Origin of the sequence: Micromonospora costi (genome assembly GCF_003626655.1) — a bacterium.
Classification (GTDB): Bacteria; Actinomycetota; Actinomycetes; order Mycobacteriales; family Micromonosporaceae; genus Micromonospora; species Micromonospora costi.
In genome coordinates, this window is sequence record NZ_RBAN01000001.1 from 1,629,213 (window position 1) to 1,654,683 (window position 25,471).

A 25,471-nucleotide genomic window follows, 5' to 3' on the forward strand; every position below is an offset into this window, starting at 1 on the left:
CCCCTCAAGAGGGCTCAGGCGCGCCGCGCGGTCTCCACGACGAACGGCGTGCCCTGCTGGCAGGTCGTCATCATGCCCGGCTTCGGGCGGCCGCTGACGGTCACCGTCGCGCCCGCGGTGAGGACGTCCCTCGGCCCGCCGATGAGCAGGTAGTCGTCGAGCAGCACGCAGTTGGGCTCGACGCCCGCCACGACCGTGCCGGTCAGCGTGATCGCGCCGACCGGTGGCGGCAGGGTGGGGCCGCCGGGGCTCTTCGGCGGGACGGTCGGCCGCGCCGGCCCGGTCGGTGACGGCGCCGCGGTCGGGGGCGGCGTCGAGGTCGGGCCGGTCGGCGACGGTGTCGAAGGCTGGTCGGTCACCGGGGCTCCCGTCGACGTGGGGGTGGGGGCGGGCGTGCCCGTGCCGTCCGGGTCGCCGCAGGCGCTCAGCGCTGCGGCGGCGACCACGGCGACGGCGACGAGCCGAAGGGTCCTCATACCGGTATCGGACGCGCGGGGGGCGCCGGCCGTTCCGCGCCGGTCAGCCGCGGGCCGCGGCGGCCGCCCGCATGTCCCGCTTGAGCTCCTGCGGCAGCGAGAAGGTCAGCCGCTCGTTGGCGGTCGTGACCTCGTCCACGTCGGTGAACCCCCGCTCGGCGAGGTGCGCGAGCACCTCCTCGACCAGTTCCTCCGGCACGCTCGCCCCGGAGGTCAGGCCGACCGTACGCGCGCCGGCGAGCCAGGCGTCGTCGATCTCGTGCGCGAAGTCGACGAGGTGACCGGCGCGCGAGCCGGCGTCCAGCGCCACCTCGACGAGGCGGACGGAGTTCGACGAGTTGCAGGAGCCCACCACGATCATCACGTCACACTCGGGCGCGATCTGCTTGACCACGTGCTGCCGGTTGGAGGTGGCGTAGCAGATGTCGTCGCTGGGCGGCGACTGGAGCATGGGCAGCCGCTTCCGGAGGCGGGCGACCGTCTCCAGCGTCTCGTCCACCGACAGGGTCGTCTGGGACAGCCAGACCACCTTGTCCGGATCGCGGACGGTGATCGTGTCGGCGGCCTCGGGGCCGTCGACGAGCTGGATGTGCTCGGGGGCCTCGCCGGAGGTGCCGATGACCTCCTCGTGGCCCTCGTGGCCGATCAGGAGGATGTCGTAGTCCTCGGCGGCGAACCGCTTCGCCTCCTGGTGCACCTTCGTGACCAGCGGGCAGGTCGCGTCGATGGCCTTCAGCGAGCGCGTCTTCGCCTGCTCGTAGACCTCGGGGGCCACCCCGTGCGCCGAGAAGATGACGGTGGCGCCCTCCGGCACCTCCTCGTTCTCCTCCACGAAGATCGCGCCCTGCGCCTCCAGCGTCCGCACCACGTGCCTGTTGTGCACGATCTGCTTGCGCACGTAGATCGGGGCGCCGTAGAGCTTGAGCGCCTCCTCCACGGTCTGCACCGCGCGGTCGACGCCCGCGCAGTAGCCGCGGGGCTTGGCCAGGAGGACGCGCTTGCCGGTCCGCGAAGTCGCTTCAGCCTGAGTCACCCGCCCATCGTACGTGCCGGGCGGGAACCCGACATCGGCTGCGACCCTCACCAGGCCCCCACCCCCACCCACCCACCCCCCGGCCCCGCCCTCGGTCGCGTGATCAAGAGGTTTCCGTCAGGACACGCGCCCCCGCTGACGCAAACTTCTTGATCACGGCGACTGTCCGTAGGGTGGGCGGGTGAGCACGGGTGAGGTGGGACGCAGCACGTCCGAGGAGCCGTGGCCGGTCCGGGTGGTCAGCCAGAAGGTCGGCGCCTGGATCGCCCGGCTCGGCTGGGTGTGGGTCGACGGGCAGGTGGCGCAGATCAGCCGCCGTCCCGGGGCCACCACCGTCTTCCTCACCCTGCGCGACCCGTCGGCCGACCTCAGCCTGACCGTCACGACCAACCGGGACGTCCTGGACGCGGGCGCGCCGGAGCTGCGCGAGGGCGCGCGGGTGGTGCTGCACGCCAAGCCCGAGTTCTACGCGGCCCGCGGCACGCTGAGCCTGCGCGCCGACGAGATCCGCCAGGTGGGTCTCGGTGAGCTGCTGGCGCGGCTGGAGAAGCTCAAGAAGCTGCTCGCCGCCGAGGGGCTGTTCGACCGGGCCCGCAAGCGCCGCCCGCCGTTCCTGCCCAATCGCATCGGGCTGATCACGGGCCGGGCCTCGGCGGCCGAGCGGGACGTGCTCACCAACGCCCGCCGCCGCTGGCCGGCCGTGGAGTTCCGCACGGTCAACGTGGCCGTGCAGGGCCCGAGCGCCGTGCCGCAGATCGTCGACGCGCTCAAGGTGCTCGACGCGGACCCCACCATCGACGTCATCGTCATCGCCCGCGGCGGCGGCAGCATCGAGGACCTGCTCCCCTTCTCCGACGAGGCGCTCTGCCGGGCGGTCTTCGCCTGCCGCACCCCGGTGGTCAGCGCGATCGGCCACGAGACCGACGCACCGCTGCTCGACTACGTCGCCGACGTGCGCGCCTCGACGCCCACCGACGCCGCCAAGCGCGTCGTACCCGACCTCACCGAGGAGGTACGCCTCATCGGCCAGGCCCGGCACCGGCTCGAACGCGCGGTGCGCAACCTGGTCGACCGCGAGGCGCACCGGCTCGACGGGCTGCGCTCGCGGCCGGTGCTGGCCCGCCCGCAGGTCATGATCGAGCAGCGGGCCGGCGACCTGACCGCGCTGCGGCAGCGGGCCGGACGTTGCCTGGACCACCGGCTGACCGCCGCCGAGGACGAGCTGCGGCACACGCTGGCGCGGCTGCGGGCGCTCTCGCCGGCGGCCACGCTGGACCGGGGGTACGCGATCGTCCAGCGCGCCGACGGTCACGTGGTGCGGGCCGCGTCCGAGGTGGGCAAGGGCGACCCGCTGCGGGTACGCCTCGCCGACGGAGAGCTGGCCGCGACGGTGGACGGATGACGCCTGTGCTGGGATGGAGCCGATGACTGACGAGACGAAGGCCGCACCTGACGAGCGGCTCAGCTACGAGCAGGCCCGCGCCGAGCTGGCGTCGGTGGTGGAGCGGCTGGAGGCCGGCGGCACGTCGCTGGAGGAGTCGCTGGCGCTCTGGGAGCGCGGCGAGGCCCTCGCGGTGATCTGCCAGCGCTGGCTGGACGGCGCCCGCGCCCGCATCGACGCCGCCCGCCAGGACCAGGGTTCCTAACGACCTGTCGATCATGCAGTTATGGTGGGCGGAAGAGGGCGTTTTACGCCTTCTGTCCCCCACCACAACTGCATGATCGACGGGGAAATGGGGTCAGTTGAACAGGTTGTACAGCTCCGGCGGGGCCTCTACGACCTGGTTTGCCGGCGGCTTCTGCGCGGCCGTGGCGTTGCCGTAGTCGGTGTAGGTGATCCGCACGTCCTGGGCCTTCGCCTGACCGGCCGCCGGGATCTGGAGCACGAGTTCGCTGAGCCGACCCTGCGGGTCCAGCTTCGCGGTGAACGGCACGGACTTCGCCTGCGGCCCGAGCGCCGTGATCACGTTGGCGTCCAGGGAGCCGGCCTCGGCGGCCTTCGACACGTCGATGGTGCCCGCGTACGCGCCGTCGCCGGTCTGCCGTACCTCGGTGATGCCCTGGGTGAGCACCTCGCTGCCGGCCGGGTCGAGCTTGTCGAAGTCGAAGCCGAGGTTGCGGTTGCCCTTGATCCGGGTCTGGTCGAGGTGCTGGTACTTGCCGAGGTTGAGGCCCTGCGTGCCGGGGATGCTGCCGGCCGCCTTGCCACCGAGGTCCACCTTCACCCAGCTGTCCGGACGGAAGTGGATCACGTCGAGGGTCATCGACAGGTCGGAGGAGGCGTCGCCGATCGACACCCGCATCCGGGCGCTCTGGCTCGGCTCGTGCACCTGCCCCTCGGCGGTGCTGCCGGCGCCGCTCATCGTGAACCGGAAGTTCCCGCTGCGGATCGCCTCCGTCGAGGCGAGCAGCGCCTGCTTGGCGTCACCGGCCGCCGGCGAGGCGCTGCCACTGGCCGTGGCCGTGGCTGCCCCAGAGGCGGTGACGGTCGGCGAGGCGGAGCTTCCCGGCGTACCGGACGCGGTGCAGGCGGCCACACCGGGCGTGAACAATGCGGCGGCCACCAGGCCGGCGCTCAGTCGTCGAAGAGTCATCTGTGTCTCCCAGGAGGGTCGGCTCGCCCCTGTCTTGTTCCCTCCCACGGAGTCCGGCAATCACCCTGCTGCCGGTTTCCGGGGGTCTGCCCCGGAAAAGCGGAAACGGGGCGGCCACCGCCGCCCCGTTCCGGTCGTCCCGATCTGCCCTTCTCGATTAGCCGGTGTGGGGGGCGTGGCGCGTCAGCGCAGCGAACCGGCGAGCTGGCGCAGCTCGCTCTCCCGGGCGTCGCCCACCACGATCACCGTCCGGCCCGGCTCCAGAAGCACCAGCGCCTGCTCGTTGGCCCGAGCGGTGTAGCGCTGCCAGTTCCGCCCGGCGAGGTCGGTCTGGCCCTGCGGCTGGGCCTGGTCGGTCAGCTCGGACGGCAGCAGCCGCTCGGCCGGCAGGTTGCTCTGCACCAGTTGGGCGCCCCGGCCCTCCGGCGTCAGGTAGCCGAGCCGCAGGTTCGCACCGCCGTCGACCGTCTGGTAGCGGGCGCTGACCGTACGCCAGTCGTCGCCGAGGCCGGCCGGCTGGCTCACCGGGAAGGCGTTCGCGGCCTGCGCCTGCTCGATGGCGGGAGCCGGGTCGACCGCGTTCGCCTGGTCACCACCGAGGAACCCGCGGTAGAACGCCAGCAGCAGGGCGATGGGGACCAGCAGCACGAGCAGGGAGATCGCCATGTCCTTGGGCGACCGGTCGGACCGGCGCGCCTCAGCCGAGGGCGGCGGCGCCGGCGGGTCGATCTCTCCCGGCTCCCGCGTCACGGCCGGCGACCCGGCCCGCGCGGCGCCCGCGGGCTCGACGAGAGCCGCCTCACCCGTTCCCGGGACGAGAGCCGCGTCACCCGCCGGCCGGCCGGGAGCCGTGCCACCCGTCGGCTCGGCCAGGGCCGGCCCGCCGGCGGCATCGGGGCCGGTCGGAGTGGGGTCGGAGGGTACGCGATCGGCAGGCTGTGCGGGTTCCACCTCTCCATTCTGGCACCGCCCCGACCGGCGGTATCCGGGCCATCACCGCCCCGCCCCGGCGCGCGGTCCGCCATCGTGTGAGGATCAGCGACAAAGCCGGCAGCCGATGGCGCCGGGCCACCCCGCAACGTCGCGAGGAGGAGCCGTCATGACGAACACCAGGACCCGGATCCCGCAGAATCTGGACCGGAACCTCGCCCTCGACCTCGTCCGGGTCACCGAGGCGGCAGCAATGGCCGCCGGCCGGTGGGTCGGTCGCGGCGACAAGGAGGGCGGTGACGGGGCCGCCGTCGACGCGATGCGCAAGCTGATCAACTCGATCCCCATGCGGGGTGTCGTGGTGATCGGCGAGGGCGAGAAGGACAACGCGCCGATGCTCTTCAACGGCGAGGAGGTCGGCGACGGGAGCGGGCCGGAGGTCGACGTCGCGGTCGACCCGATCGACGGCACCACGCTGATGAGCAAGGGGATGCCGAACGCCCTCGCGGTGCTCGCGGTCGCCGAGCGGGGCGCGATGTTCGACCCGAGCGCCGTCTTCTACATGGAGAAGCTCGCCGTCGGCCCGCTCTACGCCGACGTGGTCGACATCAACGCGGGCGTCGCGGACAACCTGCGCCGCATCGCCCGGGTCAAGGGCACGGACGTGTCCGAGGTGACCGTCTGCGTCCTGGACCGGCCCCGGCACAAGGACCTGGTCCACGACATCCGCCGGGCGGGCGCCGGCATCCGGTTCATCTCCGACGGTGACATCGCCGGCGCGATCGCGGCGGCCCGCGGCGAGTCGGACGTCGACGTCCTGATGGGCATCGGCGGCACCCCGGAGGGGATCACCGCGGCCTGCGCCCTGAAGTGCATGGGCGGGATGATGCAGGCGAAGCTCTGGCCCAAGGACGACGAGGAGCGGGAGAAGGCGCTGGCCGCCGGCCACGACCTGGACCGCGTCCTGACCACCGACGACCTGGTAACCGGGGACAACTGCTTCTTCGTGGCCACCGGCATCACCTCCGGCGACCTGCTGCGCGGGGTCCGCTACCGGGCCGGCGGCGCGTACACGCAGTCGATCGTCATGCGCTCCAAGAGCGGCACGATCCGGGTGATCGACTCGTACCACCGGTTGGAGAAGCTCGCGCTCTACTCGGCCGTCGACTTCGACGGCCGACCACTGGCCGAGCAGGAGTGACCGCCGCGACGACCGACCGGCCCGTCCTGCCGGCGACGTACCGGGTCGCGGGGGTGGGCCTGGCGACCGCTTCCGGGGTCGCCGTCGCCGTGCAGTCACGGATCAACGGCGAGTTGGGCGTACGCCTGGGCGACGGCTTCGGCGCCGCGGTGATCTCGTTCGGCATCGGGCTGCTGGTGCTGCTCGTGCTCGTGCCGCTCGTTCCCACCGGGCGGCAGGGTCTCCGCGACCTGCGCGGGGCGCTCACCGCCGGCACACTGCGCCTCTGGCAGTGCCTGGGCGGCATCTGCGGGGCGTTCCTGGTGGCCACCCAGGGCCTCACCATCGGCACGCTGGGCGTGGCGGTGTTCACCGTGGCGGTGGTCGCCGGCCAGTCCGGCAGCAGCCTGGCCGTGGACCGCGCCGGGATCGGCCCCACGGGGGCCCAGCCGGTCACCGCCCCGCGCCTGGCGGGCGCGGCGCTCACCGTGGTGGCGGTGCTCCTGGCGGTCAGCGACCGGCTCGGCCAGCCGGACGCCCTCGTGCTGGCCGTGCTGCCGCTGCTCGCCGGGGTGGCCATCGCCTGGCAGCAGGCGGTCAACGGACGGGTACGAGTGGCCTCCGGCAGCGCCCTGACGGCCACGCTCGTGAACTTCACGGTCGGCACGGCGGCCCTGCTCGTCGCGTTCGCGGTCGACGTGGTCGTACGCGGCTGGCCGGCGGGGAGCCTGCCGGCCGAGCCCTGGCTCTACCTCGGCGGCCCGATCGGCATCGTGTTCATCGCGGTCGCCGCGGCGATCGTGCGGTTCACGGGCGTCCTGCTGCTCGGCCTGGCCACGATCGCGGGCCAGATCGTGGGCGCCGTCCTGCTGGACGTCGCGCTGCCCACGGCGGCGTCGCACCCCGGCCTCACGACGCTGGCCGGCGCCGCCCTCACCCTGGTCGCCGTGCTCGTGGCCGCGCTCGCCCCGCAGCGGTGAAGGGCGCGCTCGCGCCGCAGCGGTGAAGGGCGCGCTCGCGCCGCAGCGGTGAAGGCCGTGCGCCGGGACCCCGGCGCGCGGGCGCCCGACCGTCACCGGCGCAGCGCCGCGAGGGTCTCGGCGAGCACGTCGTCGAACGGGGTGGGCTCGATGCCGAAGGTCGCGGTCGCCGTGCTGGAGTCGAGCACGAACGGCCGCTCGAACTGGTACACCACCTCGCGCATCTCGCGGGCCGTCGGGTCGAACAGGCCGCCCAGCCAGAGCACCGCGTGGGGCATCCGGGACAGCTTCGGCGCCGGCGTGCCGCCGAGGGCAGCGGCCCGGACGGCGAGGGCACGGACAGAGACCGGCGGTGGGCTCGGCACGTGCCAGGGCCGGCCCCAGCCGCGCTCGTCACCCGCCGCCGCGACGAGGGTGCGGGCCACGTCGCCGACGTACGTCCAGCTGTGCGGGGCGTCGAGGTCGGCCGGCACCACGGCCCGCCGTCCGGCCAGCAGGCGGGGCAGGACCAGCATCGTGGGCACGGACTGGGCGCCGGCACCGAGGTAGTCGCTGCCGCGCACCTCGGTGACCCGGACCCGGCCCGCCCGGTGCGCCGCGAGGGCGTCGGCCCACATCCGGGCCCGGACCTGCCCCTTGACGCTGTTCGGTCGCGGCGGGGTCGCCTCGGTCATCGGGCCGTCGACCGGCCCGTAGCCGTAGAGGTTGCCGACCGTGGCGAGCACGGCGCCGGTGCGTTCCGCCGCGCGCAGCAGGGCGTTGGCCAGCGGCGGCCAGTCGGTCGTCCAGCGGTGGTACGCCGGGTTCGCGCAGTTGTAGATCGTTGCCGCTCCCTCGGCGAGTTCGGCCAGCCGGTCGGCGTCGGCGGCGTCGGCGGCCACCGGTTCCACGGCCGGGTGCTCCGGCCCGGTGCCGCGCCGCGTCACCAACCGGACCTGGTCACCGCGCTCGGCGAGCAGCCGGGCGGTGGCGGTGCCGACCGGGCCCGCGCCGACGATCACGTGCGTTGCCATGAGGGCCACCTTTCGAAGCAGGCGTACGTTGCGAGAGCACCGCTCTCTATCGGAACCAGCATGCCGGTCACCGGGAACTCGCGTCAAGAGCAGTGCTCTCGTTTTCGTCACGCGCTCTCGATCTGTGGCAGAGTGTGCGCATGTCCGCACCCTCGATCCGCGCCCGGGTCCGGGCCGAGATGATCGGCGAGATCAAGGCGGTCGCCCGGAGGCACCTGGCCACCGACGGCGCCAACCTCTCGCTGCGCGCGGTCGCCCGTGACATGGGCATGGTCTCGTCCGCGATCTACCGCTACTTCCCGAGCCGCGACGAACTGCTCACCGCGCTGATCCTCGAGGCGTACGACGCGCTGGGCGACGCGGTCGAGGCGGCCGACGCCGCCGCCGACCCGCGCGACCTGCGCGGACGGTGGCACGCGGCGTGCCGGGCGGCGCGCGGCTGGGCACTCGCCCACCCCGCCGAGTACGCCCTCCTCTACGGCACCCCGGTCCCCGGGTACGCCGCCCCGGACGACACCGTGGGCCCCGCCCAGCGACCACCCCTGACCCTGGTCGGCATCCTCCGCGACGGCCTGGCCGCCGGTGCGATCACCCCACCTCCGGCCGAGGAGCTGCCCGCGCCGGTCCGGGCGGACCTGGCCGAACTGGCCGAGGCGTTCTTCCCCGGGCTTCCCGAGGCGCTGCTCGCGCGGGGCATGGCCGGCTGGACCCAGCTCTTCGGGCTGATCAGCTTCGAGCTGTTCGGGCGGATCAACCGGTCGATGGCGCACCGGGACGCGTACTTCGACCACCAGATCCGGCTGATGGCGGACCTGGTCGGCCTGCCGGCCCGACCTCAGGTGCCGTCCGAGGAGTGACCCGGGAAGAGGTGGGCGCTCGGGTCGATCGCCACGGCCGCGTTGTTCACGGCGGTCGCGGCCTCCCCGAAGCCGGTGGCGATGAGCCGGACCTTGCCCGGGTACTCGGTGATGTCGCCGGCCGCGAAGATCCGCGGCAGGTTGGTGGCCATGGTGCTGTCGACCACGATGTGCCGGCGGTCCAGCCGCAGCCCCCAGGTGGCGAGCGGGCCGAGATCGGCCGTGAAGCCGAGCGCCGCGACGACCGTGTCGACCGGCAGCGTCTCCGCCGCGCCGCCCCGCACGGTGATCTCCGCCCCGGTGACGGTCCCGTCGCCGTGCAGCCGGGTCACCTCGGCGTTGACCACCACCCGGACGGGCAGCCCCAGCACCCGCGCGACAGTGGCGGCGTGCGCCCGGAACTTCTCCCGCCGGTGCACGAGCGTCACCGAGCGGGCCAACGGCTGCAGGGTCAGCGCCCAGTCGAAGGCGGAGTCGCCGCCACCCACGATGAGGACGTCCCGGCCGGCCAGGTCGGCCGGCTGCGGTACGAAGTAGATGATCCCCGCGCCCGTGAAGTGCTCGGCGACCGGCAGCGGGCGCGGTGTGAAGCTGCCCAGCCCGCCGGTGACGATCACGGCGCCGCAGCGCAGCTCGGCGCCACCGGCCAGCCCGAGCACCGGCCGCCCGTCGACGTAGGACAACGTCTCGGCGCGGGTGCCCAGCAGGTAGCACGGGTCGAAGGGCGCGGCCTGCGCCACGAGGTTCGCCACCAGGTCCCGACCCTTGATCGACGGGAAGCCCGCCACGTCGAGGATCAGCTTCTCCGGGTACATCGCGGCCACCTGGCCACCCGGCTCGGGCAGCGCGTCGACCACCGCCACCGACAGCCCGCGGAAGCCGGCGTAGTACGCGGCGAACAGACCGGCCGGGCCGGCCCCGATCACGGCGACATCGACCTCGCGCATGGCGTACCGTCGCTTCCCGCTCGCGGATCAACGCGTGCTGATGCCGACGGTAGGGCGGCGACGCGGCCTGGGCAAGCACGTCCCAGTGCCGGCGCGCGGGTCGCGCCGGGCGCCCGGCGTGCGGAGGTTCGCGGCCGGGGCGACCCGGCCGGCTCAGGGCAGGCTGAGCGTGGACTCGGAGCGGTAGGGGTCGTGCCGGCGGCGCCGGAACAGGATGGCGGCGACCACACCGCCGAGCAGCCCGAACAGGTGCCCCTGCCAGGAGATCCGCTCGTCGGTGGGCAGGACACCGACCAGCTGCCACCCGTAGAGGAGGCCGACCAGCAGGAACACGGCGAAGTTCCACCAGCTGCGTTCCACGATGCCCCGGGTGAGCAGGATCCCCAGGTAGCCGAAGATGACGCCGCTCGCGCCGACCACGACCGAGTTCGGCGAGCCCGTGAACCAGACGCCCAGCCCGCTCACCAGCACGATCAGCAGCGTGGACCAGAGGAACCGGCGGGCGCCGGCCGCGAGCACGAAGGTGCCCAGCAGGATCAGCGGGATGCTGTTGCTGTAGAGATGGTCGAAGCCGTGGTGCAGGAAGGGCGAGAAGAAGACGCCGTCGAGCCCGTCGATGCGCTTCGGGATGATGCCGGCGGCCGTGTCCAGGCCGAACGCGAGACCCTGGTCGACGACCTCGATGAGGAAGAGGAACGGCACCACCGCGCACATCGCCACGAAGGCGCGACCGAGCGCGGCGTAGAACGCCTCGGTGCCGAACCGGTGCGGGTCGCCACTTCCGGGCTGCAGGCTCACCCCCCAACAGCTATCAGCAAACAGCGACGACCGCCACTCGCGTTCCGGCCTCCTCACGCCGACGGGGGCGGGTGGATCGTCCACCCGCCCCCGTCGCGCACGCTCCGGATCAGTACCAGCCGCTGCTCTGCGAGTGCGCCCACGCGCCGCAGGGCGTGTCGTAACGCCCCTCGATGTAGCCCAGGCCCCACTTGACCTGGGTGGCGGGGTTGGTTTCCCAGTCGTCGGCGACCGAGCCCATCTTGCTCCCCGGCAGCGCCTGCGGGATGCCGTACGCGCCGGACGAAGCGTTGCGGGCCTTGTGGTTCCAGCCGCTCTCCTTCGTCCAGAGCTTGTCGAGGCAGGGGAACTCCTTGATCGGGAAGCCCGCCTTGATCATCTCCGCGCAACCGATCTTCCGGTTGCCGCTGTACTCCTCGCAGGAGGCGGGGATCGGCCCGGTGTACGGCTTGGGCTCGGCGTTCTCCGCCGCCTCGCGCTCGCGCTTGCGGGACGCCGCCGCCTGCTCGGCCTTGCGGGCCCGCTCGGCGGCCTCCTTGGCGGCCTCGGCGGCCCGCAGCTTGGCCTGGTACTCGGCGGCCCGCTGCCGGGCCGACTGCACCTGGTGGACGGCCTGACGCTCGCGCTGGTACGCGTACTCGGCCTGGTCGACCTCGGCGCCGACCTGCGCGGTGAGGCCCTGTTGCTGGGTCTCCCGGTCTTCGCCCAGATAGAAGCCGCCGGCAACACCCACGGAGAGCAGTGCGACGGCGGCCGTACGGGCACCCAACCGGCTCCACAGCCGACTCACGAAGTGGTCCCTTCGTCGGGGGCAAGGACACGGCGCGCCGAGCCGTCGGGGGCTGGTGCTGCGCCGTGAGCGCCCCGACCGTGACCGGTCGCAGCCGACGTACCGGTGGGTCGTGGCAGGTGTGACTGACGATCCCTGACGATGTCTCCGGTGCGCGGGCGCTCGTGGGACACCATCGCGCACAGTGAGGCCGTTGGGAAACCACGGGACAGAATTGTGATCTGCGCCATACAAAAATTCGGGACAAACCCCTACTTTTCGGTCATCACGTGGGGATGTCCTCCAGCAGGTCCGTCACCATGGCGGCGATCGGCGAACGCTCCGACCGGCTGAGCGTGACGTGGGCAAAGAGCGGATGGCCCTTCAACGCCTCGATCACCGCGGTCACGCCGTCGTGCCGGCCGACGCGGAGATTGTCCCGCTGCGCCACGTCGTGGGTCAGCACCACCCGGGAGCCCTGCCCGATCCGCGACAGCACCGTGAGTAGCACGCCGCGCTCCAGCGACTGCGCCTCGTCGACGATGACGAACGCGTCGTGCAGGCTCCGCCCCCGGATGTGTGTCAGCGGAAGCACCTCCAGCAGGCCCCGCGACGTGACCTCCTCAAGCACGTTCTCGTGCACCACCGCGCCGAGGGTGTCGAAGACCGCCTGCGCCCACGGCGACATCTTCTCCGACTCGGAACCGGGCAGGTAGCCCAGCTCCTGGCCGCCCACCGCGTACAGCGGGCGGAAGACGATGACCTTCTTGTGCCGGCGACGCTCCATGACCGCCTCCAGCCCGGCGCACAGGGCGAGGGCCGACTTGCCGGTGCCGGCCCGGCCGCCCAGCGACACGATGCCGACCGACTCGTCGAGCAGGAGGTCCAGGGCGATGCGCTGCTCGGCCGAGCGACCGTGGACGCCGAACGCCTCCCGGTCGCCGCGCACGAGCCGTACGGTCTTGTCGGGCAGGACGCGGCCGAGCGCCGACCCGCGCGTCGAGTGCAGTACCAGACCGGTGTGGCAGGGCAGCCCCGCCGCCTCGTCCAGGTCGAGCGCGTCCCCGGCGTAGAGCCGGGCGATCTGCTCCTCGCCGAGCTGCAGGTCGGCCATCCCGGTCCAGGTCGGGTCGCTGGCCTGCCCGTGCCGGTACTCGTCAGCCCGCAGGCCTACCGAGGCGGCCTTCACCCGCAACGGCATGTCCTTGCTGACCAGGGTGACCTCCCGCCCTTCGGCGGCGAGGTTGAGCGCCACGGAGAGGATGCGGGCGTCGTTGCTCTCGGTGCGGAAGCCGGGTGGCAGCACACCGTCGTCGGTGTGGTTCAGCTCGACCCGCAGCGTGCCGCCGACGTCGTTGGCGGGCACCGGCCGGTCCAGCCGGCCGTGCCGCACCCGCAGCTCGTCCAGCATGCGCAGCGACTGCCGGGCGAACCAGCCCAGCTCCGGATGGTGCCGCTTGCCCTCCAGCTCCGAGATCACCACGAGTGGCAGCACCACCTCGTGCTCGGCGAAACGATGGAAGGCCGCCGGATCGGAGAGAAGGACCGAGGTGTCCAGGACGTACGCCTGGCCTGCTGGTCGGGGCTCCTTGGTGTCCGCCGTCGCGGCGGCCGCCGTGCGGCGGCTGCGGGTGGCTCGGCGGGTCGTGGCGGTCGCGGCCGGGGTCTGGTCGGCACCGGCGGTGGTACGGCGAGTGGTCACAGGCCTGCTCCGGCGGATGTGCACCCGGCCATCCGCGTTCCGCCTCCTCCGGTGCCCGGGGACACGGGGTCGGATGCGGGCCCCGTGCGCGAGGTCGCAGGTCCGGGCTTGCCGGTTGGCCCGGGAGAACCCCGTGCCATGCCTAGACGCTAGCCGCGTACGGGCACCGCGGCTAGAGGTCGATCGTGACTGTCCGGGGACGGGCGCGTGAACGGCCCCGCGGCAGCCGGCGCGATCGGGCACGCCGGCTGCCGAGCCGGGGGTGCGGCGGAGCCGGCCGGGATGCATGCCCCCTGCGCGCATCCCGGCCGGTGGGACCACCGTCACCGGTCTGACGTGGCCCCGACGGTGCGTGTCCGCCGCGGACGACGCACCGTGTCTCACGGGTTGGCCGGCGGGGCGCCCGGATGGGGCGCCCCGTCGACCGTCTCAGCCGGTCCGTCGCACCAGGGTGCCGGTCGGGTGCCGCCCGGTGACCGGTGCGGCCGGCGCCGAGAACGACGAGCCGGTGTAGGTGGTGCCGGGCCGCGCCACCGTCCCGCTCACCCGGATGGTGCTCGGTGGGGACGCCGCCAGAGCCGACGCGATGGCGGCCTGCGCGTCCCGTCGGCGGCGGTTCCAGGCGCCACGGTCACCGTCGAAGTAGCCCTGCCGGTAGCCGAAGCGGTAGCCGATGCGGTAGCTGAGCTGCCCGTGCAGCCGCCCGGCGGCGTAGCTGGTCGCGCCGAGGACCAGCACGAGGAAGATAGCGAGGAACGGGCTCATCGGGCGTCTCCCGGGTGCGGCTGGTTCCGGGTCATCGCTCCTCCGGCTCGACCGAGGTGGGATCAGCGACGAGCAGTCGGTCCAGGTCGTCGGTGCTGACCTCCTCGACCAGCTCGACACTGATCCGGCAGCCGTCCAGGACGACCTCCGCCACCGACGACCGGCGGATCTCCCCGCCAGCGTCGTACACCCGGACACTGAGTTCGGGGCAACCGAGGTGGGTGCGCCAGGCGTTCCACTCGTCGCGGTCGCCCACACTCAGGGAGAGGTACCGGCAGCCGCGGGCGAGGTAGAGGCGCCAGGGGGCACTCAGCCCGACGGCCACGCCCTCGGCGATCAGGCCGAAGGCCTGGGCACGGGTCGCGAGTTCGGTCACCACACCCCCCTCGCACCGGGAGCGTGACGCATGTGAGCACCAATCGTCTCGGGCACGTGACACACCGTAGGATGTCCCATGCACGTGACAGTATCAGCTTTTCGTCCGTTTACGCCGACACCTACGGGCATCTATTCTGCCCGCGTGATACCCCTCAGAAACACTGCTGGATCGTTTACCGGGAATCCGAAGGCACCGTCACGTTCGCGTGACAACAGCGTGCCGGGGACGGCACCCACGGGCGAGTGGTCGTACCGTCACCGGGTGACCGAGACCGCCAACGCCCGGAAGATCGCGTTCGCCACCTTCGTCCGACGCGCGCTCGACGAGGCGCGGGCCACACGGGCGTGGAGCGGCACGGAGGTCTCCCGGCGCACCGGCGTCTCAAGGCAGACCATCAACCGGTGGGTGCGCGGCGACTGGGCGAGCGACCCGGAGGCCGAGCGCGTGGTCGCCTTCTGCGAAGGGCTCGGGCTGAACCCGGCCACCGCCTTCGCCGCCCTCGGTTGGGACCGCACCGCCACCGCCCCGCGGACGAGCCAGCCGGCCCCGCCCATGGACCCCGACGTGGAGGCGCTGCTGCGCCGACTGGTGGACCCGAACGTGTCCGACGCGGAGAAGTTCCACATTCGCGAAACCATTCGTTACCTCGCTTATCGGCCAACCCTTCCCCTCGATGTCCGAAAGCGCGGTAAAGAAGCCGGCTAGTTCCTCAGATGGCGAAAGAACAGCAGGTCAGACTCATTCGTTTGCCTCCGGGGCCGGAACGGGCACGCTAGCGTCGCTATTCGTACTGCTTGGGCTCGTCGTCGGCGGGGGGACGGGACAAGGCCGAACCCAGCCCTGCGGGACAGAAGGAGGGGTCTGTCCATGACCCTGAAATGGTTGGCAGTCGTGGTGGCCACGGTGTCCGTGACACTGTGCGCCACCGGGAACGCGGTGACCCTCGTGGTCGACGGCGGGCAGCTTCCCGTGCTCGTCAATCTCTTCGCGCTCATCGCGGCCGGCACCGCGGTCGTCCTGGCCGTCCTGGCCGAGCTGCACGAGCGGCTGAACGACCGGGTCAGCGCGCTCACCGAGTTCCTGGTGGCCCGACTGAACGAGATCGAGTCGCGCTCCGGCGACCGCAACACCGGATTCGTGGAGGGCTACCTGCTCAGCCACGGTCAGGACGCGGCGGTCGTGCCGTTCGGGCGCCGGGGACGGGAGGCCGCCGAACGCTGACCGTCCGCCCGAGCCGAGGGGTCCGCTCGGCGACGAATGACCCGCCGGAGCCGGGGTACGCTGACGCGCGTGCCGCCGTTGAACCTGGGCAGTGACCAGCAACCGAGGACCCCGATGGACGCCGACGAGGCATGGCGGACCACCGCCGGCCGGGCCGCGGGGACCGTGCTCTTCTTCGACTTCGACGGCACGCTCGCGCCGGTGGGTGACGACCCGACCGCGGTCCAGCCCGCCCCGAACGTGCTGGCCGCGATCGAGGCGCTCGCGCCGCGCGTACGCCGTATCGCGATCGTCTCGGCGCGGCCGGTGGAGTTCCTCCGCGACCGCCTCGGCGGCCTCGCCGGTGTCGACCTCTACGGTCTCTACGGTCTGGAGCACAGCTATTCGGGCGGGGACACGGTGACCGAGCCGGCCGCGCTGCCCTGGGTGCCGACCATGGCCGAGCTGGCCGACCTGGCCCGCGCCGAGCTGCCCGCCGGCACGCTCGTCGAGTTCAAGCGGCTGTCGGTGGCGCTGCACTGGCGCACGGCGCCGCGGCTCGGCGAGGCGGTGCAGGAGTGGGGTCAGGCCCAGGCCGACCGGCTCGGGCTGCGGGTGCAGGGCGGCCGTATGGTGCTGGAACTCAAGCCCCCCGTCGACCGGGACAAGGGCATGGTGATCGGCGAGCTGATCCGCGACGCCGAGGCGGCGTGGTACTTCGGCGACGACGTGTCCGACATCCGGGCGTTCGCCGCGGTGCGGGCCCGGGCCGCCACGGACCCGGACTTCTTCGGTGTCTGCGTCGCCGTCGCCAACCCGGAGACCGGCCAGGAGGTCGCCGACGCGGCCGACCTCACCATCGACTCACCCGCCGCCCTCGGCGACTTCCTCAGTCAGGCGAGCCACCGCCTCGCCTGACCCTCGCCCGGCCACCTCCGGCCCGGCCCAGCCGCGGCGGCCGCCCGCCGGGGTCAGGCGCCTCCGGGTCAGGCGCCGTAGCGGCGTTGGCGGTTGCCGTACGAGCGCAGTGCCCGCAGGAAGTCGATGTGCCGGAAGTCGGGCCAGTTGAGTTCGCAGAAGTAGAACTCCGAGTGCGCCGACTGCCAGAGCATGAAGCCGGAGAGGCGCTGCTCGCCGCTGGTGCGGATCACCAGGTCCGGGTCCGGCTGACCGCGCGTGTAGAGGTGCTCGGCGATGTGCTCGACGTCCAGCGTCTCGGCCAGCTCCTCGATGGTGCCGCCGCCGGCGGCGTGTTCCAGCAGGAGCGAGCGGACCGCGTCGATGATCTCCCGCCGGCCGCCGTAACCGACCGCGATGTTGACCTCGGCCCCGCCGCTGCGGCCCCGCGTACGCTCCTCGGCCGCCTTGAGCGCGGCGGCGGTCTGCGCGGGGAGCAGGTCGAGCGCGCCGACCATGCGCAGCCGCCACGGATTGCCCTCCTCGGCCAGCTCGACCACCAGGTCCTCGATGATCTGGAGCAGCGGCTCCAGCTCGCTCGCCGGACGGCGCAGGTTGTCGGTGGCCAGCAGGTAGAGCGTGACGTGGGCGATCCCGGCCTGGTCGCACCAGCCCAGGACATGTTTGATCTTCGCCGCGCCGACCCGGTGCCCGTCGTTGGGATCGACGAAGCCCATCTCCTTGGCCCACCTGCGGTTGCCGTCGCACATGACGCCGACGTGCCGGGGCACCGGCTTGCCCACGAGCTTCGCGCGCAGGCGGCGCTCGTACACGGAGTAGACAAGGTTCCGCAGAGACATCACCTAGAAGCGTAGCGACCGGTCGGGCGGATCATCGCCGCGGAGCCTCATCCCGGGCCGCAAGACCGATGCCGATCATCGCGAGGGTGCGCGCGTCGAGCCGTCCGTCGCCCAGCCCGAGCTCCACGACGGCCCGGTAGACCCGGTCGTCGCGGTTCGCGGCACGCACCGCCGCGTCGACCACCCGCCGGCGCCGCGCCAGCCAGGCCGCCACGGAGCTGTGCCGCAGGTGGGTGCCGAGCCGGCGGCGCAGCGTGTCGGCGTACCGGCGGGCGGCCCGCGCCGGCGATCCGGCCGCCGCCGCGCCCGCCAGCGCACCCGAGAGCAGCGCGTAGAAGATCCCTTCGCCGGTGAACGGACTGATCAGCGAGAGCGCGTCGCCGGCCAGCAGGACCCGGCCCCGGCCGGGCGACGGGCGGTGCGTCGACAGCGGCAGGTGGTGCGCCCGCAGCGCCTCGACCGTGGCCGGGTCCGTGCCCGGGAGCAGCGCGGCGAGCCGATCGAGCAGGTACGTCCTGGTCAGTGGCTCACCGCGGAGAACCTCCCCGTACCCGACGTTCGCGCGGCCGTCACCGATGGGGAAGGACCAGGCGTACGCGGGCCAGCGCCCGTGCGAGGTGACGATGAGCTGCTCCGGCGGCCCCGGCAGGGCCGGCGCGTACCCCCGCATGGCCAGCGCGAGATGCCGGTCCGGGTTCACCGGGTTGCCGAGCGCCCGGCGCACCACCGACCCGGCGCCGTCCGCGCCCACCACGGCCCGCGCGACCAGCTCGTCGTCGAGGATCACGCGGTCGGCGTGCTGCTCGACCCGGCGCACCGTGTGCCGGCGCAGCTCCGCGCCGGCCGCCACTGCCGCGGCGACCAGCCGGGCGTCGAAGACGGTCCGGGGCACCGTGTACGCCGGCCGGGGCAGCGTGCGGGCCACCGTCCCGCCACCCGGGCCGACCAGGCGCAGCGCCGGCAGCGGCGGATAGCCGGCGACCGCGTCCGGCACGCCCAGCTCGTCGAGGACGTCGAGCGCGTGCGCCGCGATCCCGTCCCCGCACGCCTTGTCGCGGGGGAAGTCGGACCGGTCGAGCAGGAGCACCCGGGCACCGGCCCGCCGGGCCGTCAGCGCGGCGGCCGCCCCCGCCGGGCCCGCCCCGACCACCGCCACGTCGAACTCGTCGCTCACGCGTCGCCCCCCTCCGCCGGTGGCCCGCCCGGCGCCGGCCGGTGACCAAGCTCACCGCACCATCCTGCCCTCTGGCAACACTCCGTGGCCGGTACCGCACCGGGACGTCGCGCCTGGACGCCCACCGACGACGCGCGCCGGTCGGCCCGTGGGCCGCAACTTCCTGGAAGTTGTCCCTTCCGCGCTGGCGGAGGCGACTATTTCCGGGAACTTGGTGCCTTGGCGGTGCCTAGAGGCGGCAACTTCCCGGAAATAGTTGCCATCCCGGGGCGCCTGGGTGTGGGTGCTACTGCGGGCGGAGGGCGGGATACCGCCGCTCCGCGCACCTACCTGGCGGGTATCCCCGGCCGGCTCACGGCAACGCCTCCGCCCTGCCCAAGCCCGTGTCGAGAACCCCGTGATGCTGGGCGGCGATGCCCGGGTGCGCGGTCCCAGATATGGGGCAGCTCGACAGCGCCCATCGGTCCCGCCCGCGCCGCCGGTCGTGCGCCGCGACGCGGCCCCACGGCGCGCCGCCGCCATGCCCCGGCCCTGAGCGGCCGGTCAGGCGCGTTCGGCGCGCCAGAGGCCGTAGAGCGCCAGCGCGGCCGCGACCACCAGCGGGCCGCCGTCGCGGATCAGCCCGTCCACGCCGAGCAGCCACCGGCACAGCGGCAGGTCGACGGCGAGCACGATCGCCGTGACGGCGACCAGGAGGCCGCGGGCCCAGCGCCGGCCGCGCATGAGGAAGGCGGTGCAGAACAGCACGGCCCAGCTCGCCGCGACCCCGGCGCCGAACCAGACCAGCACGGCCGGCACGGCGACCAGCCGTCCGTCCAGCACCGCGCCCGCGGCGATCAGCGCGGGTACGAGCATCAGCGGGCTGTACGTGAAGGCGGCCACCCGGCTCGTGAGCAGCCAGCCGCTGGCCTCCGGGCGTCGGGGCGGCACCTCCCGAAAGGAAAAGCCGGAGCGGTCGATGACCAGGCGGGGACGGTGCCGCACCAGGTGGCCGGCCAGCGCCGGCGAGCGGTAGAGAAGCCAGACCACGGCCGCGCAGAGCCCCGTGAGCAGGGCGAAGCCGAGTGCGCCGGGCAGCGGTGGCACGCCGGCCTGGGGCACGACGAGCCGCCCCACGGCGAAGACCGTGGTGACCGCGAGGATCAGCCCGAACGGCCGCGCTACCGTCCGACCGCGACGGACGTGCCCGATCAGCACGAGGAAACCGAGCGAGCGCAGCATCGCCCAACCGGTCCGGACCGCGAGCCCGAAGCCCTGCTCCGGGGCGTACCACCAGTTGAGCAGCTCGACCACGACGGTGGCCGCCGCCGTCACCGCGAGCAGCGCGGTCAGCGCGCGAACGGCGGACGGCCGCCGGACCTGGGTCTCGGCGGCCGTCCTCATGGAATCCGATGATGCCCCGGCACGGGGCGCGGTACACCTACCGCTGCGGCTGCTCCGCGTCGAGCCGCGCGCGCAGTGCGTCGAGCTCGGCCCAGAGGACGCCGGGCAGCTTGTCGCCGAACTTCTCGAACCACTCGGTGACCAGCGGCAGCTCCCTGCGCCACTCCTCCGGGTCGACCTTCAGCGCGATCCGGACGTCCTCGGGCGTCATGTCCAGGCCCTCGACGTCCAGCGCGTCCTCCGCCGGGACCATGCCGATCGGGGTCTCCACCGCCTCCGCGCGCCCCTCGATCCGCTCGATGACCCACTTGAGCACCCGGGAGTTCTCCCCGAAGCCCGGCCAGAGGAAGTTGCCCTCCGGGTCCTTGCGGAACCAGTTGACGTAGTAGATGCGGGGCAGCTTGGATTCGTCGCCGTCGGCGCCCTTGCCCATCTCGATCCAGTGCCGGAAGTAGTCGCCGCCGTTGTAGCCGATGAACGGCAGCATCGCCATCGGGTCGCGGCGGACAACGCCGACCGCGCCGGACGCGGCCGCGGTGGTCTCCGAGGAGAGCGTGGCACCCATGTAGACGCCGTGCACCCAGTCACGCGCCTCGGTCACCAGCGGGATGGTGTCCCGACGACGGCCACCGAACAGGATCGCGTCGATCGGCACGCCGTTCGGGTCGTAGTAGTCCTCGGCGAGGATGGGGCACTGCGTGATCGGCGTGCAGAACCGGCTGTTCGCGTGCGAGGAGAGGCTGTCGCTCTCCGGCGTCCAGTCGTTGCCCTTCCAGTCGATCAGGTGTGCGGGCGGGTCACCCATCCCCTCCCACCAGATGTCGCCGTCGTCGGTCAGGGCCACGTTGGTGAAGATGGAGTTGCCCCGGTCGAGCGTCCGCATCGCGTTGGCGTTCGTCTTCCAGTCGGTGCCGGGTGCCACGCCGAACAGCCCGTACTCCGGGTTCACGGCGTAGAGCCGGCCGTCCGGGCCGAACCGCATCCAGGCGATGTCGTCACCGATCGTCTCGACCTTCCAGCCCGGAATGGTCGGCTCCAGCATGGCGAGGTTGGTCTTGCCGCAGGCCGACGGGAACGCGCCGGCGATGTGGTAGACCCCGCCATCCGGAGAGGTGATCTTGAGAATCAGCATGTGCTCGGCGAGCCAGCCCTCGTCGCGGCCCATGACGCTCGCGATCCGCAGCGAGTAGCACTTCTTGCCGAGCAGCGAGTTGCCGCCGTAGCCGGACCCGTACGACCAGATCTCGCGGGTCTCCGGGAAGTGCGAGATGTACTTCGTCTCGTTGCACGGCCAGGCCACGTCCTTCTGGCCCGGGGCGAGCGGCGCGCCGATCGAGTGCAGCGCGTGCACGAAGTCCGCGTCGTTGCCCATCGCGTCGAGGATCTTCTTGCCCATCCGCGTCATGATGCGCATCGAGGCGACCACGTACGGACTGTCGGTGATCTCCACGCCGAACATGGGGCTCTTCGACTCGACCGGGCCCATGACGAACGGGATGATGTACATGGTGCGCCCGCGCATGGAACCCCGGTAAAGGTCCGTCATGACGCGCTTCATCTCGGCCGGCGCCATCCAGTTGTTGGTGGGGCCGGCGTCCGCCTCGTCGACGGAACAGATGAATGTGCGCTCCTCGACCCGGGCGACGTCGGAGGGGTCGGTGCGGGCGTAGAACGAGTTCGGCTTCTTCTCGGGGTTCAGCCGGATCAGGGTGCCGGCCTCCACCAGCTCATCCGTGAGGCGACGCCACTCCTCGTCGGACCCATCCACCCAGACCACCCGGTCGGGTGTGGTCAGTTCCGCGACCTCACGGACCCAGGCGAGCAGTTTCGGGTGGGACGTCGGGGCCTGATCGATACCCCGAACAGTAGCCGGAGCAACCATGACACATCTCCTTGTGGTCGACGCTGACCGATGTATGGGATGCACGAGTCTTGGCGGGCGGGAACCGCTTCGCCTACGTGGAAACCTGGGATTGGGCTCAGCGTAAACCGGCCAGCCTCCCCAGTCAGTGGGACTGGTTGTGAAGAACTGCACAAGGTACGGCCACGCTGCGGCATCACGAGCTGATACCCGTTTTTACGCGCAGTTTCACGCAAATCCTGCGGGGAACCTTCGTCGCGTGGTGGCCGCACGAGGCCCACCGCCCGTCCCGCACCGGTCGTACGGGATCCGCCGTTCCGCTCCGGATCCGTGCTCCCCGCGACTACTCTCGGTGCATGTCCACCGCGGACGCCGGAGACCCCGCCGATGCCGGGCGTCCCCGCTCGCCGTTGTTACCCCTGTGGCGTGTCAGCAGCCGGTAGGCTCGGCGGGTGGCCGCGACGATGACGGAGGAGCAGCCGGGCTCTCCACGGGCCCGCACGGGCCCGCTCCGCGCACTGGTCGACCGCTTCGGTCACCTCGTCCACGAGCTGAGCAAGTTCGCCACCGTGGGCGGGATCGCCTTTCTCCTCGACTTCGCGCTCTTCAACTTCCTGACCGCGGGGCGTGGCTTCGAACAGGTCACCGCGAAGACCATCTCGACCGTGATCGCCGCGACCGTCGCCTTCCTCGGCAACCGGTTCTGGACGTGGCGGCACCGCCAGCGCAGCAACCCGGCCCGCGAGTACGCGCTGTTCTTCTTCTTCAACGGTGTGGGCCTGGGCATCGCCGTGGCCTGCCTCGCCATCAGCCGCTACGGCCTCGGCAGCGTCTGGCCGGAGGTCTTCCGCACCGGTCTGGCCGACAACATCGCCAGCTTCATCGTCGGCACCGGCCTCGGGACGCTGTTCCGGTTCTGGTCCTATCGACGGTTCGTCTTCGTCGAAGCGGGAACCCAGGCCGTTCCGGAAGTGGCGAACGACCGGGATCACGGGGCGTGACCTACCGCCCATCCGTCCGGCCGGAACAGAGCCGGCTCAACCCACTGCCCTAAGGTGTTCCGCATGCGTCTTGTCCGTCTGCTGCCCGAGCGCTGGCAGAAGTTCATCCACGAGGCGCTCAAATTCGGCATCGTCGGTGGCATCAACACCGCAATCAATTACGCCGTGTTCAATGCGCTGGCACTGACCGTTTTCGTCGACGGCCAGCTAAAGGCGACGGTGATCGCGACCGTCGTCGCGACGATCACGTCGTACCTCATGAATCGCCACTGGACGTACCGGGATCGACCGAAGTCGGCACTCCGTCGCGAGTATGTCCTGTTTCTCCTTTTCAACGCGACGGGCCTGCTCATCGAACTGGGCGTCCTCGCGGCGGCCAAGTACGGCCTGGGTGTGACCAGTCTGCTGGCGTTGAACGTGGCGAAGACCGGCGGCGTACTGCTGGCCACCATGTTCCGCTTCTGGTCGTACCGGACCTTCGTGTTCCAGGCCCCCGCGCCGGTGCCCGACGAGAAGGACAACTGGCACCACATCCCGCGGGACGAGTGGGACACGATGGCGGAGATGGACCCGGTCGCCGAGCTGGCCGAGTCGGTCTCCGAACTCGAGGAGACCGAGTCGCCGGTCCGCGAACAACCGGGTCCGAGCGTCCCGACGACCGGCCTGCCCGTCGCACCGGGCGCGCAGCGCAAGGCCCGGCTCGACGCCGGCCTCGCGGACGTCGACCTCGACGCCGAGCTGGCCAAGCTCGAGCCCATCACCCGCCGCTTCCCCCGCCGCTAACCCTTCCCGCCGCCGCCCGCCGGCCCGCCCGGCCGGCCTCCCGGGGGCGGGCGCCTCGCGGGGGCGGGCGCCTCGCGGGGGCGGGCGCCTCGTGTTGATCATGAAGTTATTGCCCCCGCACACGGCGTGTCGGGGCAATAACTTCATGATCAACGAGGAGAGGCGGGGCGCCAGCCGGGCGGGGGCGCGGCGCGGGGCGGGCCGGGGGTGGTCCCGTCAGGTTGTGGTGTCGCGCAGGGGCTTGCCCTCGCGCATGTCGGCGAGGATCTCGCGCATCTCACCGTCGCCGAGCGAGTGCTTGTCGTGCTGGGCCTCGACCAGCTCGTACAGCTTGGTCTGCACCTGGCCCACCCGGGGCACGTCGACGAGGAGGGACTGCCCGCGTTCGCCGGCCGACTCGATGGTGAGCGTGCCGCAGCCGAGCAGCCGCTCGACGAAGCGCTGGCTCATCGAGTGGTCGTTGACCCGGGTCAGCGGGATGTCCCGGCGGTCCCGGGAGAACACGCCGTGCTGAAGCAGCACCCGCTCGTTGGTGAAGAGGTAGTGCGTGGTGCGCCAGACCAGGAACGGCCAGAGCCCGAGCCAGAGCACCGCCACCAGTGCGAGCACACCGATCACGGCCAGCGCGATCGACCCGCCGCCGCCGGAGGGGAGCAGGATCACGCCGGCCACCACCGCGGCGACGGCGAGCACCAGCACCACGACCGGCCGGATCAGCGCCTTCCAGTGCGGGTGCAGGTGCAGAACGACATGCTCGTCCTCGGTGAGCACGTCTTCGGGGAACGCCACGGAAACCTCCTCGCAGGAACGGACGGGCTGACCGTAACCGGTCACCGCCCGTGGGGCCATCAGCCGCGCGGCCGGCCCTCACCATCCCCCGCGATCTTGCACTTCCGGCCCCCCGTTCGCGCCTTTTGACCCCTTTCGCCGGGGCAGAAACTGCAAGATCGCGGGGAAGGGGGACGGGTTCAGCGGAGGTGGAGTACGTCGCCGGCGGCCAGGTGGCGTTCACCCTCCGGGGTTTCCACCACCAGTTGGCCGTCGGTGTCCACGCCCGTGGCCGTGCCCGTCACCTCGCCGCCGCCGGGCAGGAGGACACGTACCGGACGGTCGATCGTCGCGCACGCCGCGAGGTACGCCTCCCGCAGCCCGCTCTCGACGGCGTCCCCTCCGGCGGTACGCCAGCGGTCGTACCAGTCCGCCACGGAACGCAGCAGCGCCCGCAGCAGCGGGTCCCGGTCGGTGGCCGCCGCCCCGGCCAGCTGCAGCGACGTGGCGGGCAGCCCCGTGGGGTTCTCCGGCAGCTCGTCGGCGCGCAGCGTGACGTTCAGACCGATGCCCACCACGACGGCCGGGGGCTGGCCCGGCGACGCCCCGGGCGCGGTCTCGGCGAGCACGCCGGCGCACTTGGCGCCCTCGATCAGCAGGTCGTTCGGCCACTTGAGCACCGCATCCAGCTCGGCGAGGCGGGCCACCGCATCCACGAGCGCGACGCCGGCCAGCAACGGCAGCCAGCCGTACCCCGTGAGCGGCACCGCCGCCCAGCCGCGCTCCGGGACCGCCTCACCCGGCCGGAGCAGGACGCTCGTCGCGATCCCGGCCCGCGGCGGCGACTGCCACACCCGGCCGCGCCGCCCCCGCCCGGCGGTCTGCCGCTCGGCGACCACCACCAGCCCCTCCGGCTCACCGGCCCGCGCGGCCTCCGCCGCGTCGGCGTTGGTCGAGCCCGTCTCGGCGTGCAGCTCCAGGCGGGTCCACGGGCCGTACGGGGCGACCAGCGCACGGCGCAGCCGCGCCGCCGACAGCGGCGGGCGTTCCAGATCGGTGTACGGGGAACCCGGCATCCCGCCAGCCTACGGCCGCCGGACGGCCGGCACTGAGGTGTACTG

Annotated in this window: 27 protein-coding genes; 10 read left to right on the forward strand and 17 right to left on the reverse strand. The window is 72.5% G+C overall.

The genetic code is table 11. The annotated features are described in order from the left end of the window. Positions 1–14: 14 nt before the first annotated feature. Positions 15–476: a hypothetical protein gene (locus D7193_RS07325; RefSeq protein ID WP_120778528.1), complete on the reverse strand. Its 462-nt coding sequence runs from the start codon at positions 474–476 to the stop codon at positions 15–17. A 43-nt stretch (positions 477–519) separates the two neighbouring features. Next, positions 520–1,509, reverse strand: a complete 990-nt coding sequence (locus tag D7193_RS07330) for a 4-hydroxy-3-methylbut-2-enyl diphosphate reductase (RefSeq protein WP_120778529.1) — start codon at positions 1,507–1,509, stop codon at positions 520–522. 235 nt (positions 1,510–1,744) lie between these two features. Here D7193_RS07330 and xseA point away from each other — a divergent pair, with 235 nt between their 5' ends. Then, positions 1,745–2,911, forward strand: coding sequence for an exodeoxyribonuclease VII large subunit (gene xseA / locus D7193_RS07335; RefSeq protein ID WP_338324082.1), 1,167 nt, complete (start codon positions 1,745–1,747; stop codon positions 2,909–2,911). A gap of 22 nt (positions 2,912–2,933) precedes the next feature. Then, positions 2,934–3,155 (forward strand): exodeoxyribonuclease VII small subunit, encoded by a 222-nt coding sequence (locus D7193_RS07340; RefSeq protein ID WP_120779329.1) that lies wholly within the window; start codon positions 2,934–2,936, stop codon positions 3,153–3,155. Between the two features lie 93 nt (positions 3,156–3,248). On the opposite strand, the gene D7193_RS07345 is transcribed toward D7193_RS07340, so the two are convergent. Both D7193_RS07345 and D7193_RS07350 read right to left on the reverse strand, forming a co-directional pair. Beyond that, positions 3,249–4,103, reverse strand: coding sequence for a hypothetical protein (locus tag D7193_RS07345; RefSeq protein ID WP_120778531.1), 855 nt, complete (start codon positions 4,101–4,103; stop codon positions 3,249–3,251). 183 nt (positions 4,104–4,286) lie between these two features. After that, the gene (locus D7193_RS07350) at positions 4,287–5,054 is read right to left on the reverse strand and encodes a DUF4245 domain-containing protein (RefSeq protein WP_120778532.1); all 768 of its coding nucleotides are present in this window, start codon (positions 5,052–5,054) and stop codon (positions 4,287–4,289) included. A 148-nt stretch (positions 5,055–5,202) separates the two neighbouring features. Here D7193_RS07350 and glpX point away from each other — a divergent pair, with 148 nt between their 5' ends. Together glpX and D7193_RS07360 are read left to right on the forward strand one after the other, a co-directional pair. Further along, positions 5,203–6,234, forward strand: coding sequence for a class II fructose-bisphosphatase (gene glpX, locus D7193_RS07355; protein ID WP_120778533.1), 1,032 nt, complete (start codon positions 5,203–5,205; stop codon positions 6,232–6,234). A 26-nt stretch (positions 6,235–6,260) separates the two neighbouring features. Continuing rightward, positions 6,261–7,193: a DMT family transporter gene (locus D7193_RS07360; protein ID WP_120779330.1), complete on the forward strand. Its 933-nt coding sequence runs from the start codon at positions 6,261–6,263 to the stop codon at positions 7,191–7,193. 92 nt (positions 7,194–7,285) lie between these two features. On the opposite strand, the gene D7193_RS07365 is transcribed toward D7193_RS07360, so the two are convergent. Beyond that, positions 7,286–8,206 (reverse strand): NAD-dependent epimerase/dehydratase family protein, encoded by a 921-nt coding sequence (locus tag D7193_RS07365; protein WP_120778534.1) that lies wholly within the window; start codon positions 8,204–8,206, stop codon positions 7,286–7,288. A 140-nt stretch (positions 8,207–8,346) separates the two neighbouring features. Between D7193_RS07365 and D7193_RS07370 the strand changes: the two genes are divergently transcribed. Continuing rightward, positions 8,347–9,063: a TetR/AcrR family transcriptional regulator gene (locus D7193_RS07370; RefSeq protein ID WP_120778535.1), complete on the forward strand. Its 717-nt coding sequence runs from the start codon at positions 8,347–8,349 to the stop codon at positions 9,061–9,063. Here D7193_RS07370 and D7193_RS07375 read toward each other — a convergent pair. The 6 genes from D7193_RS07375 to D7193_RS07400 form a co-directional block, all read right to left on the reverse strand. Continuing rightward, entirely contained in the window at positions 9,042–10,010 is a 969-nt protein-coding gene (locus tag D7193_RS07375; protein WP_120778536.1) for an NAD(P)/FAD-dependent oxidoreductase, read from the reverse strand. The two genes, D7193_RS07370 and D7193_RS07375, sit on opposite strands and share 22 nt — an antisense overlap. Before the next feature lie 153 nt (positions 10,011–10,163). Next, positions 10,164–10,808 carry a rhomboid family intramembrane serine protease gene (locus tag D7193_RS07380; RefSeq protein WP_120778537.1) on the reverse strand — a complete coding sequence of 215 codons (645 nt, stop codon included), beginning with the start codon at positions 10,806–10,808 and terminating at the stop codon, positions 10,164–10,166. A gap of 109 nt (positions 10,809–10,917) precedes the next feature. Then, positions 10,918–11,598, reverse strand: coding sequence for an aggregation-promoting factor C-terminal-like domain-containing protein (locus tag D7193_RS07385; protein WP_120778538.1), 681 nt, complete (start codon positions 11,596–11,598; stop codon positions 10,918–10,920). Between the two features lie 265 nt (positions 11,599–11,863). Beyond that, entirely contained in the window at positions 11,864–13,279 is a 1,416-nt protein-coding gene (locus D7193_RS07390) for a PhoH family protein (RefSeq protein ID WP_120778539.1), read from the reverse strand. Positions 13,280–13,708: 429 nt separating this feature from the next. Further along, on the reverse strand, positions 13,709–14,044 hold the full coding sequence (locus D7193_RS07395; RefSeq protein ID WP_120778540.1) for a hypothetical protein: 336 nt from the start codon (positions 14,042–14,044) through the stop codon (positions 13,709–13,711). A gap of 31 nt (positions 14,045–14,075) precedes the next feature. Further along, entirely contained in the window at positions 14,076–14,420 is a 345-nt protein-coding gene (locus D7193_RS07400) for a hypothetical protein (protein WP_120779331.1), read from the reverse strand. A gap of 264 nt (positions 14,421–14,684) precedes the next feature. Between D7193_RS07400 and D7193_RS07405 the strand changes: the two genes are divergently transcribed. The 3 genes from D7193_RS07405 (at position 14,685) to otsB (ending at position 16,541) form a co-directional block, all read left to right on the forward strand. After that, positions 14,685–15,128 (forward strand): XRE family transcriptional regulator, encoded by a 444-nt coding sequence (locus D7193_RS07405; protein WP_120778541.1) that lies wholly within the window; start codon positions 14,685–14,687, stop codon positions 15,126–15,128. Between the two features lie 162 nt (positions 15,129–15,290). Continuing rightward, positions 15,291–15,644 (forward strand): hypothetical protein, encoded by a 354-nt coding sequence (locus D7193_RS07410; protein ID WP_120778542.1) that lies wholly within the window; start codon positions 15,291–15,293, stop codon positions 15,642–15,644. A 69-nt stretch (positions 15,645–15,713) separates the two neighbouring features. Continuing rightward, complete coding sequence (otsB, locus tag D7193_RS07415; protein WP_120779332.1) at positions 15,714–16,541, forward strand: trehalose-phosphatase; 828 nt, start codon at positions 15,714–15,716, stop codon at positions 16,539–16,541. Positions 16,542–16,609: 68 nt separating this feature from the next. Here the strand turns inward: otsB and D7193_RS07420 are convergent, their stop codons facing one another. From D7193_RS07420 to D7193_RS07435, 4 genes are all read right to left on the reverse strand, one after another. Continuing rightward, a complete protein-coding gene (locus D7193_RS07420; protein WP_120778543.1) occupies positions 16,610–17,380 on the reverse strand; it encodes an isoprenyl transferase in 771 nt (256 codons plus the stop codon). Positions 17,381–17,411: 31 nt separating this feature from the next. Continuing rightward, positions 17,412–18,554: a geranylgeranyl reductase family protein gene (locus D7193_RS07425; protein ID WP_120778544.1), complete on the reverse strand. Its 1,143-nt coding sequence runs from the start codon at positions 18,552–18,554 to the stop codon at positions 17,412–17,414. A 543-nt stretch (positions 18,555–19,097) separates the two neighbouring features. After that, positions 19,098–19,937 (reverse strand): hypothetical protein, encoded by an 840-nt coding sequence (locus D7193_RS07430; RefSeq protein ID WP_120778545.1) that lies wholly within the window; start codon positions 19,935–19,937, stop codon positions 19,098–19,100. A 37-nt stretch (positions 19,938–19,974) separates the two neighbouring features. Continuing rightward, complete coding sequence (locus D7193_RS07435) at positions 19,975–21,819, reverse strand: phosphoenolpyruvate carboxykinase (GTP) (RefSeq protein WP_120778546.1); 1,845 nt, start codon at positions 21,817–21,819, stop codon at positions 19,975–19,977. A 443-nt stretch (positions 21,820–22,262) separates the two neighbouring features. Between D7193_RS07435 and D7193_RS07440 the strand changes: the two genes are divergently transcribed. Both D7193_RS07440 and D7193_RS07445 read left to right on the forward strand, forming a co-directional pair. Beyond that, entirely contained in the window at positions 22,263–22,799 is a 537-nt protein-coding gene (locus D7193_RS07440) for a GtrA family protein (protein ID WP_120779333.1), read from the forward strand. A gap of 63 nt (positions 22,800–22,862) precedes the next feature. Next, complete coding sequence (locus tag D7193_RS07445; protein ID WP_120778547.1) at positions 22,863–23,582, forward strand: GtrA family protein; 720 nt, start codon at positions 22,863–22,865, stop codon at positions 23,580–23,582. 216 nt (positions 23,583–23,798) lie between these two features. Here the strand turns inward: D7193_RS07445 and D7193_RS07450 are convergent, their stop codons facing one another. Together D7193_RS07450 and D7193_RS07455 are read right to left on the reverse strand one after the other, a co-directional pair. After that, positions 23,799–24,371, reverse strand: coding sequence for a PH domain-containing protein (locus tag D7193_RS07450; protein WP_120778548.1), 573 nt, complete (start codon positions 24,369–24,371; stop codon positions 23,799–23,801). Between the two features lie 179 nt (positions 24,372–24,550). Beyond that, positions 24,551–25,426 carry a biotin--[acetyl-CoA-carboxylase] ligase gene (locus D7193_RS07455; RefSeq protein ID WP_120778549.1) on the reverse strand — a complete coding sequence of 292 codons (876 nt, stop codon included), beginning with the start codon at positions 25,424–25,426 and terminating at the stop codon, positions 24,551–24,553. Positions 25,427–25,471 lie beyond the last annotated feature (45 nt).

Coding starts and splice junctions, on each gene's coding strand:
- D7193_RS07325 (WP_120778528.1), bottom strand. CDS start 476: ATGAGGACCCTTCGGCTCGTCGCCGTCGCCGTGGTCGCCGCCGCAGCG.
- D7193_RS07340 (WP_120779329.1), top strand. CDS start 2,934: ATGACTGACGAGACGAAGGCCGCACCTGACGAGCGGCTCAGCTACGAG.
- D7193_RS07345 (WP_120778531.1), bottom strand. CDS start 4,103: ATGACTCTTCGACGACTGAGCGCCGGCCTGGTGGCCGCCGCATTGTTC.
- glpX (WP_120778533.1), top strand. CDS start 5,203: ATGACGAACACCAGGACCCGGATCCCGCAGAATCTGGACCGGAACCTC.
- D7193_RS07365 (WP_120778534.1), bottom strand. CDS start 8,206: ATGGCAACGCACGTGATCGTCGGCGCGGGCCCGGTCGGCACCGCCACC.
- D7193_RS07370 (WP_120778535.1), top strand. CDS start 8,347: ATGTCCGCACCCTCGATCCGCGCCCGGGTCCGGGCCGAGATGATCGGC.
- D7193_RS07375 (WP_120778536.1), bottom strand. CDS start 10,010: ATGCGCGAGGTCGATGTCGCCGTGATCGGGGCCGGCCCGGCCGGTCTG.
- D7193_RS07395 (WP_120778540.1), bottom strand. CDS start 14,044: ATGAGCCCGTTCCTCGCTATCTTCCTCGTGCTGGTCCTCGGCGCGACC.
- D7193_RS07410 (WP_120778542.1), top strand. CDS start 15,291: ATGACCCTGAAATGGTTGGCAGTCGTGGTGGCCACGGTGTCCGTGACA.
- D7193_RS07420 (WP_120778543.1), bottom strand. CDS start 17,380: ATGTCTCTGCGGAACCTTGTCTACTCCGTGTACGAGCGCCGCCTGCGC.
- D7193_RS07430 (WP_120778545.1), bottom strand. CDS start 19,937: ATGAGGACGGCCGCCGAGACCCAGGTCCGGCGGCCGTCCGCCGTTCGC.
- D7193_RS07435 (WP_120778546.1), bottom strand. CDS start 21,819: ATGGTTGCTCCGGCTACTGTTCGGGGTATCGATCAGGCCCCGACGTCC.
- D7193_RS07440 (WP_120779333.1), top strand. CDS start 22,263: ATGACGGAGGAGCAGCCGGGCTCTCCACGGGCCCGCACGGGCCCGCTC.
- D7193_RS07445 (WP_120778547.1), top strand. CDS start 22,863: ATGCGTCTTGTCCGTCTGCTGCCCGAGCGCTGGCAGAAGTTCATCCAC.
- D7193_RS07455 (WP_120778549.1), bottom strand. CDS start 25,426: ATGCCGGGTTCCCCGTACACCGATCTGGAACGCCCGCCGCTGTCGGCG.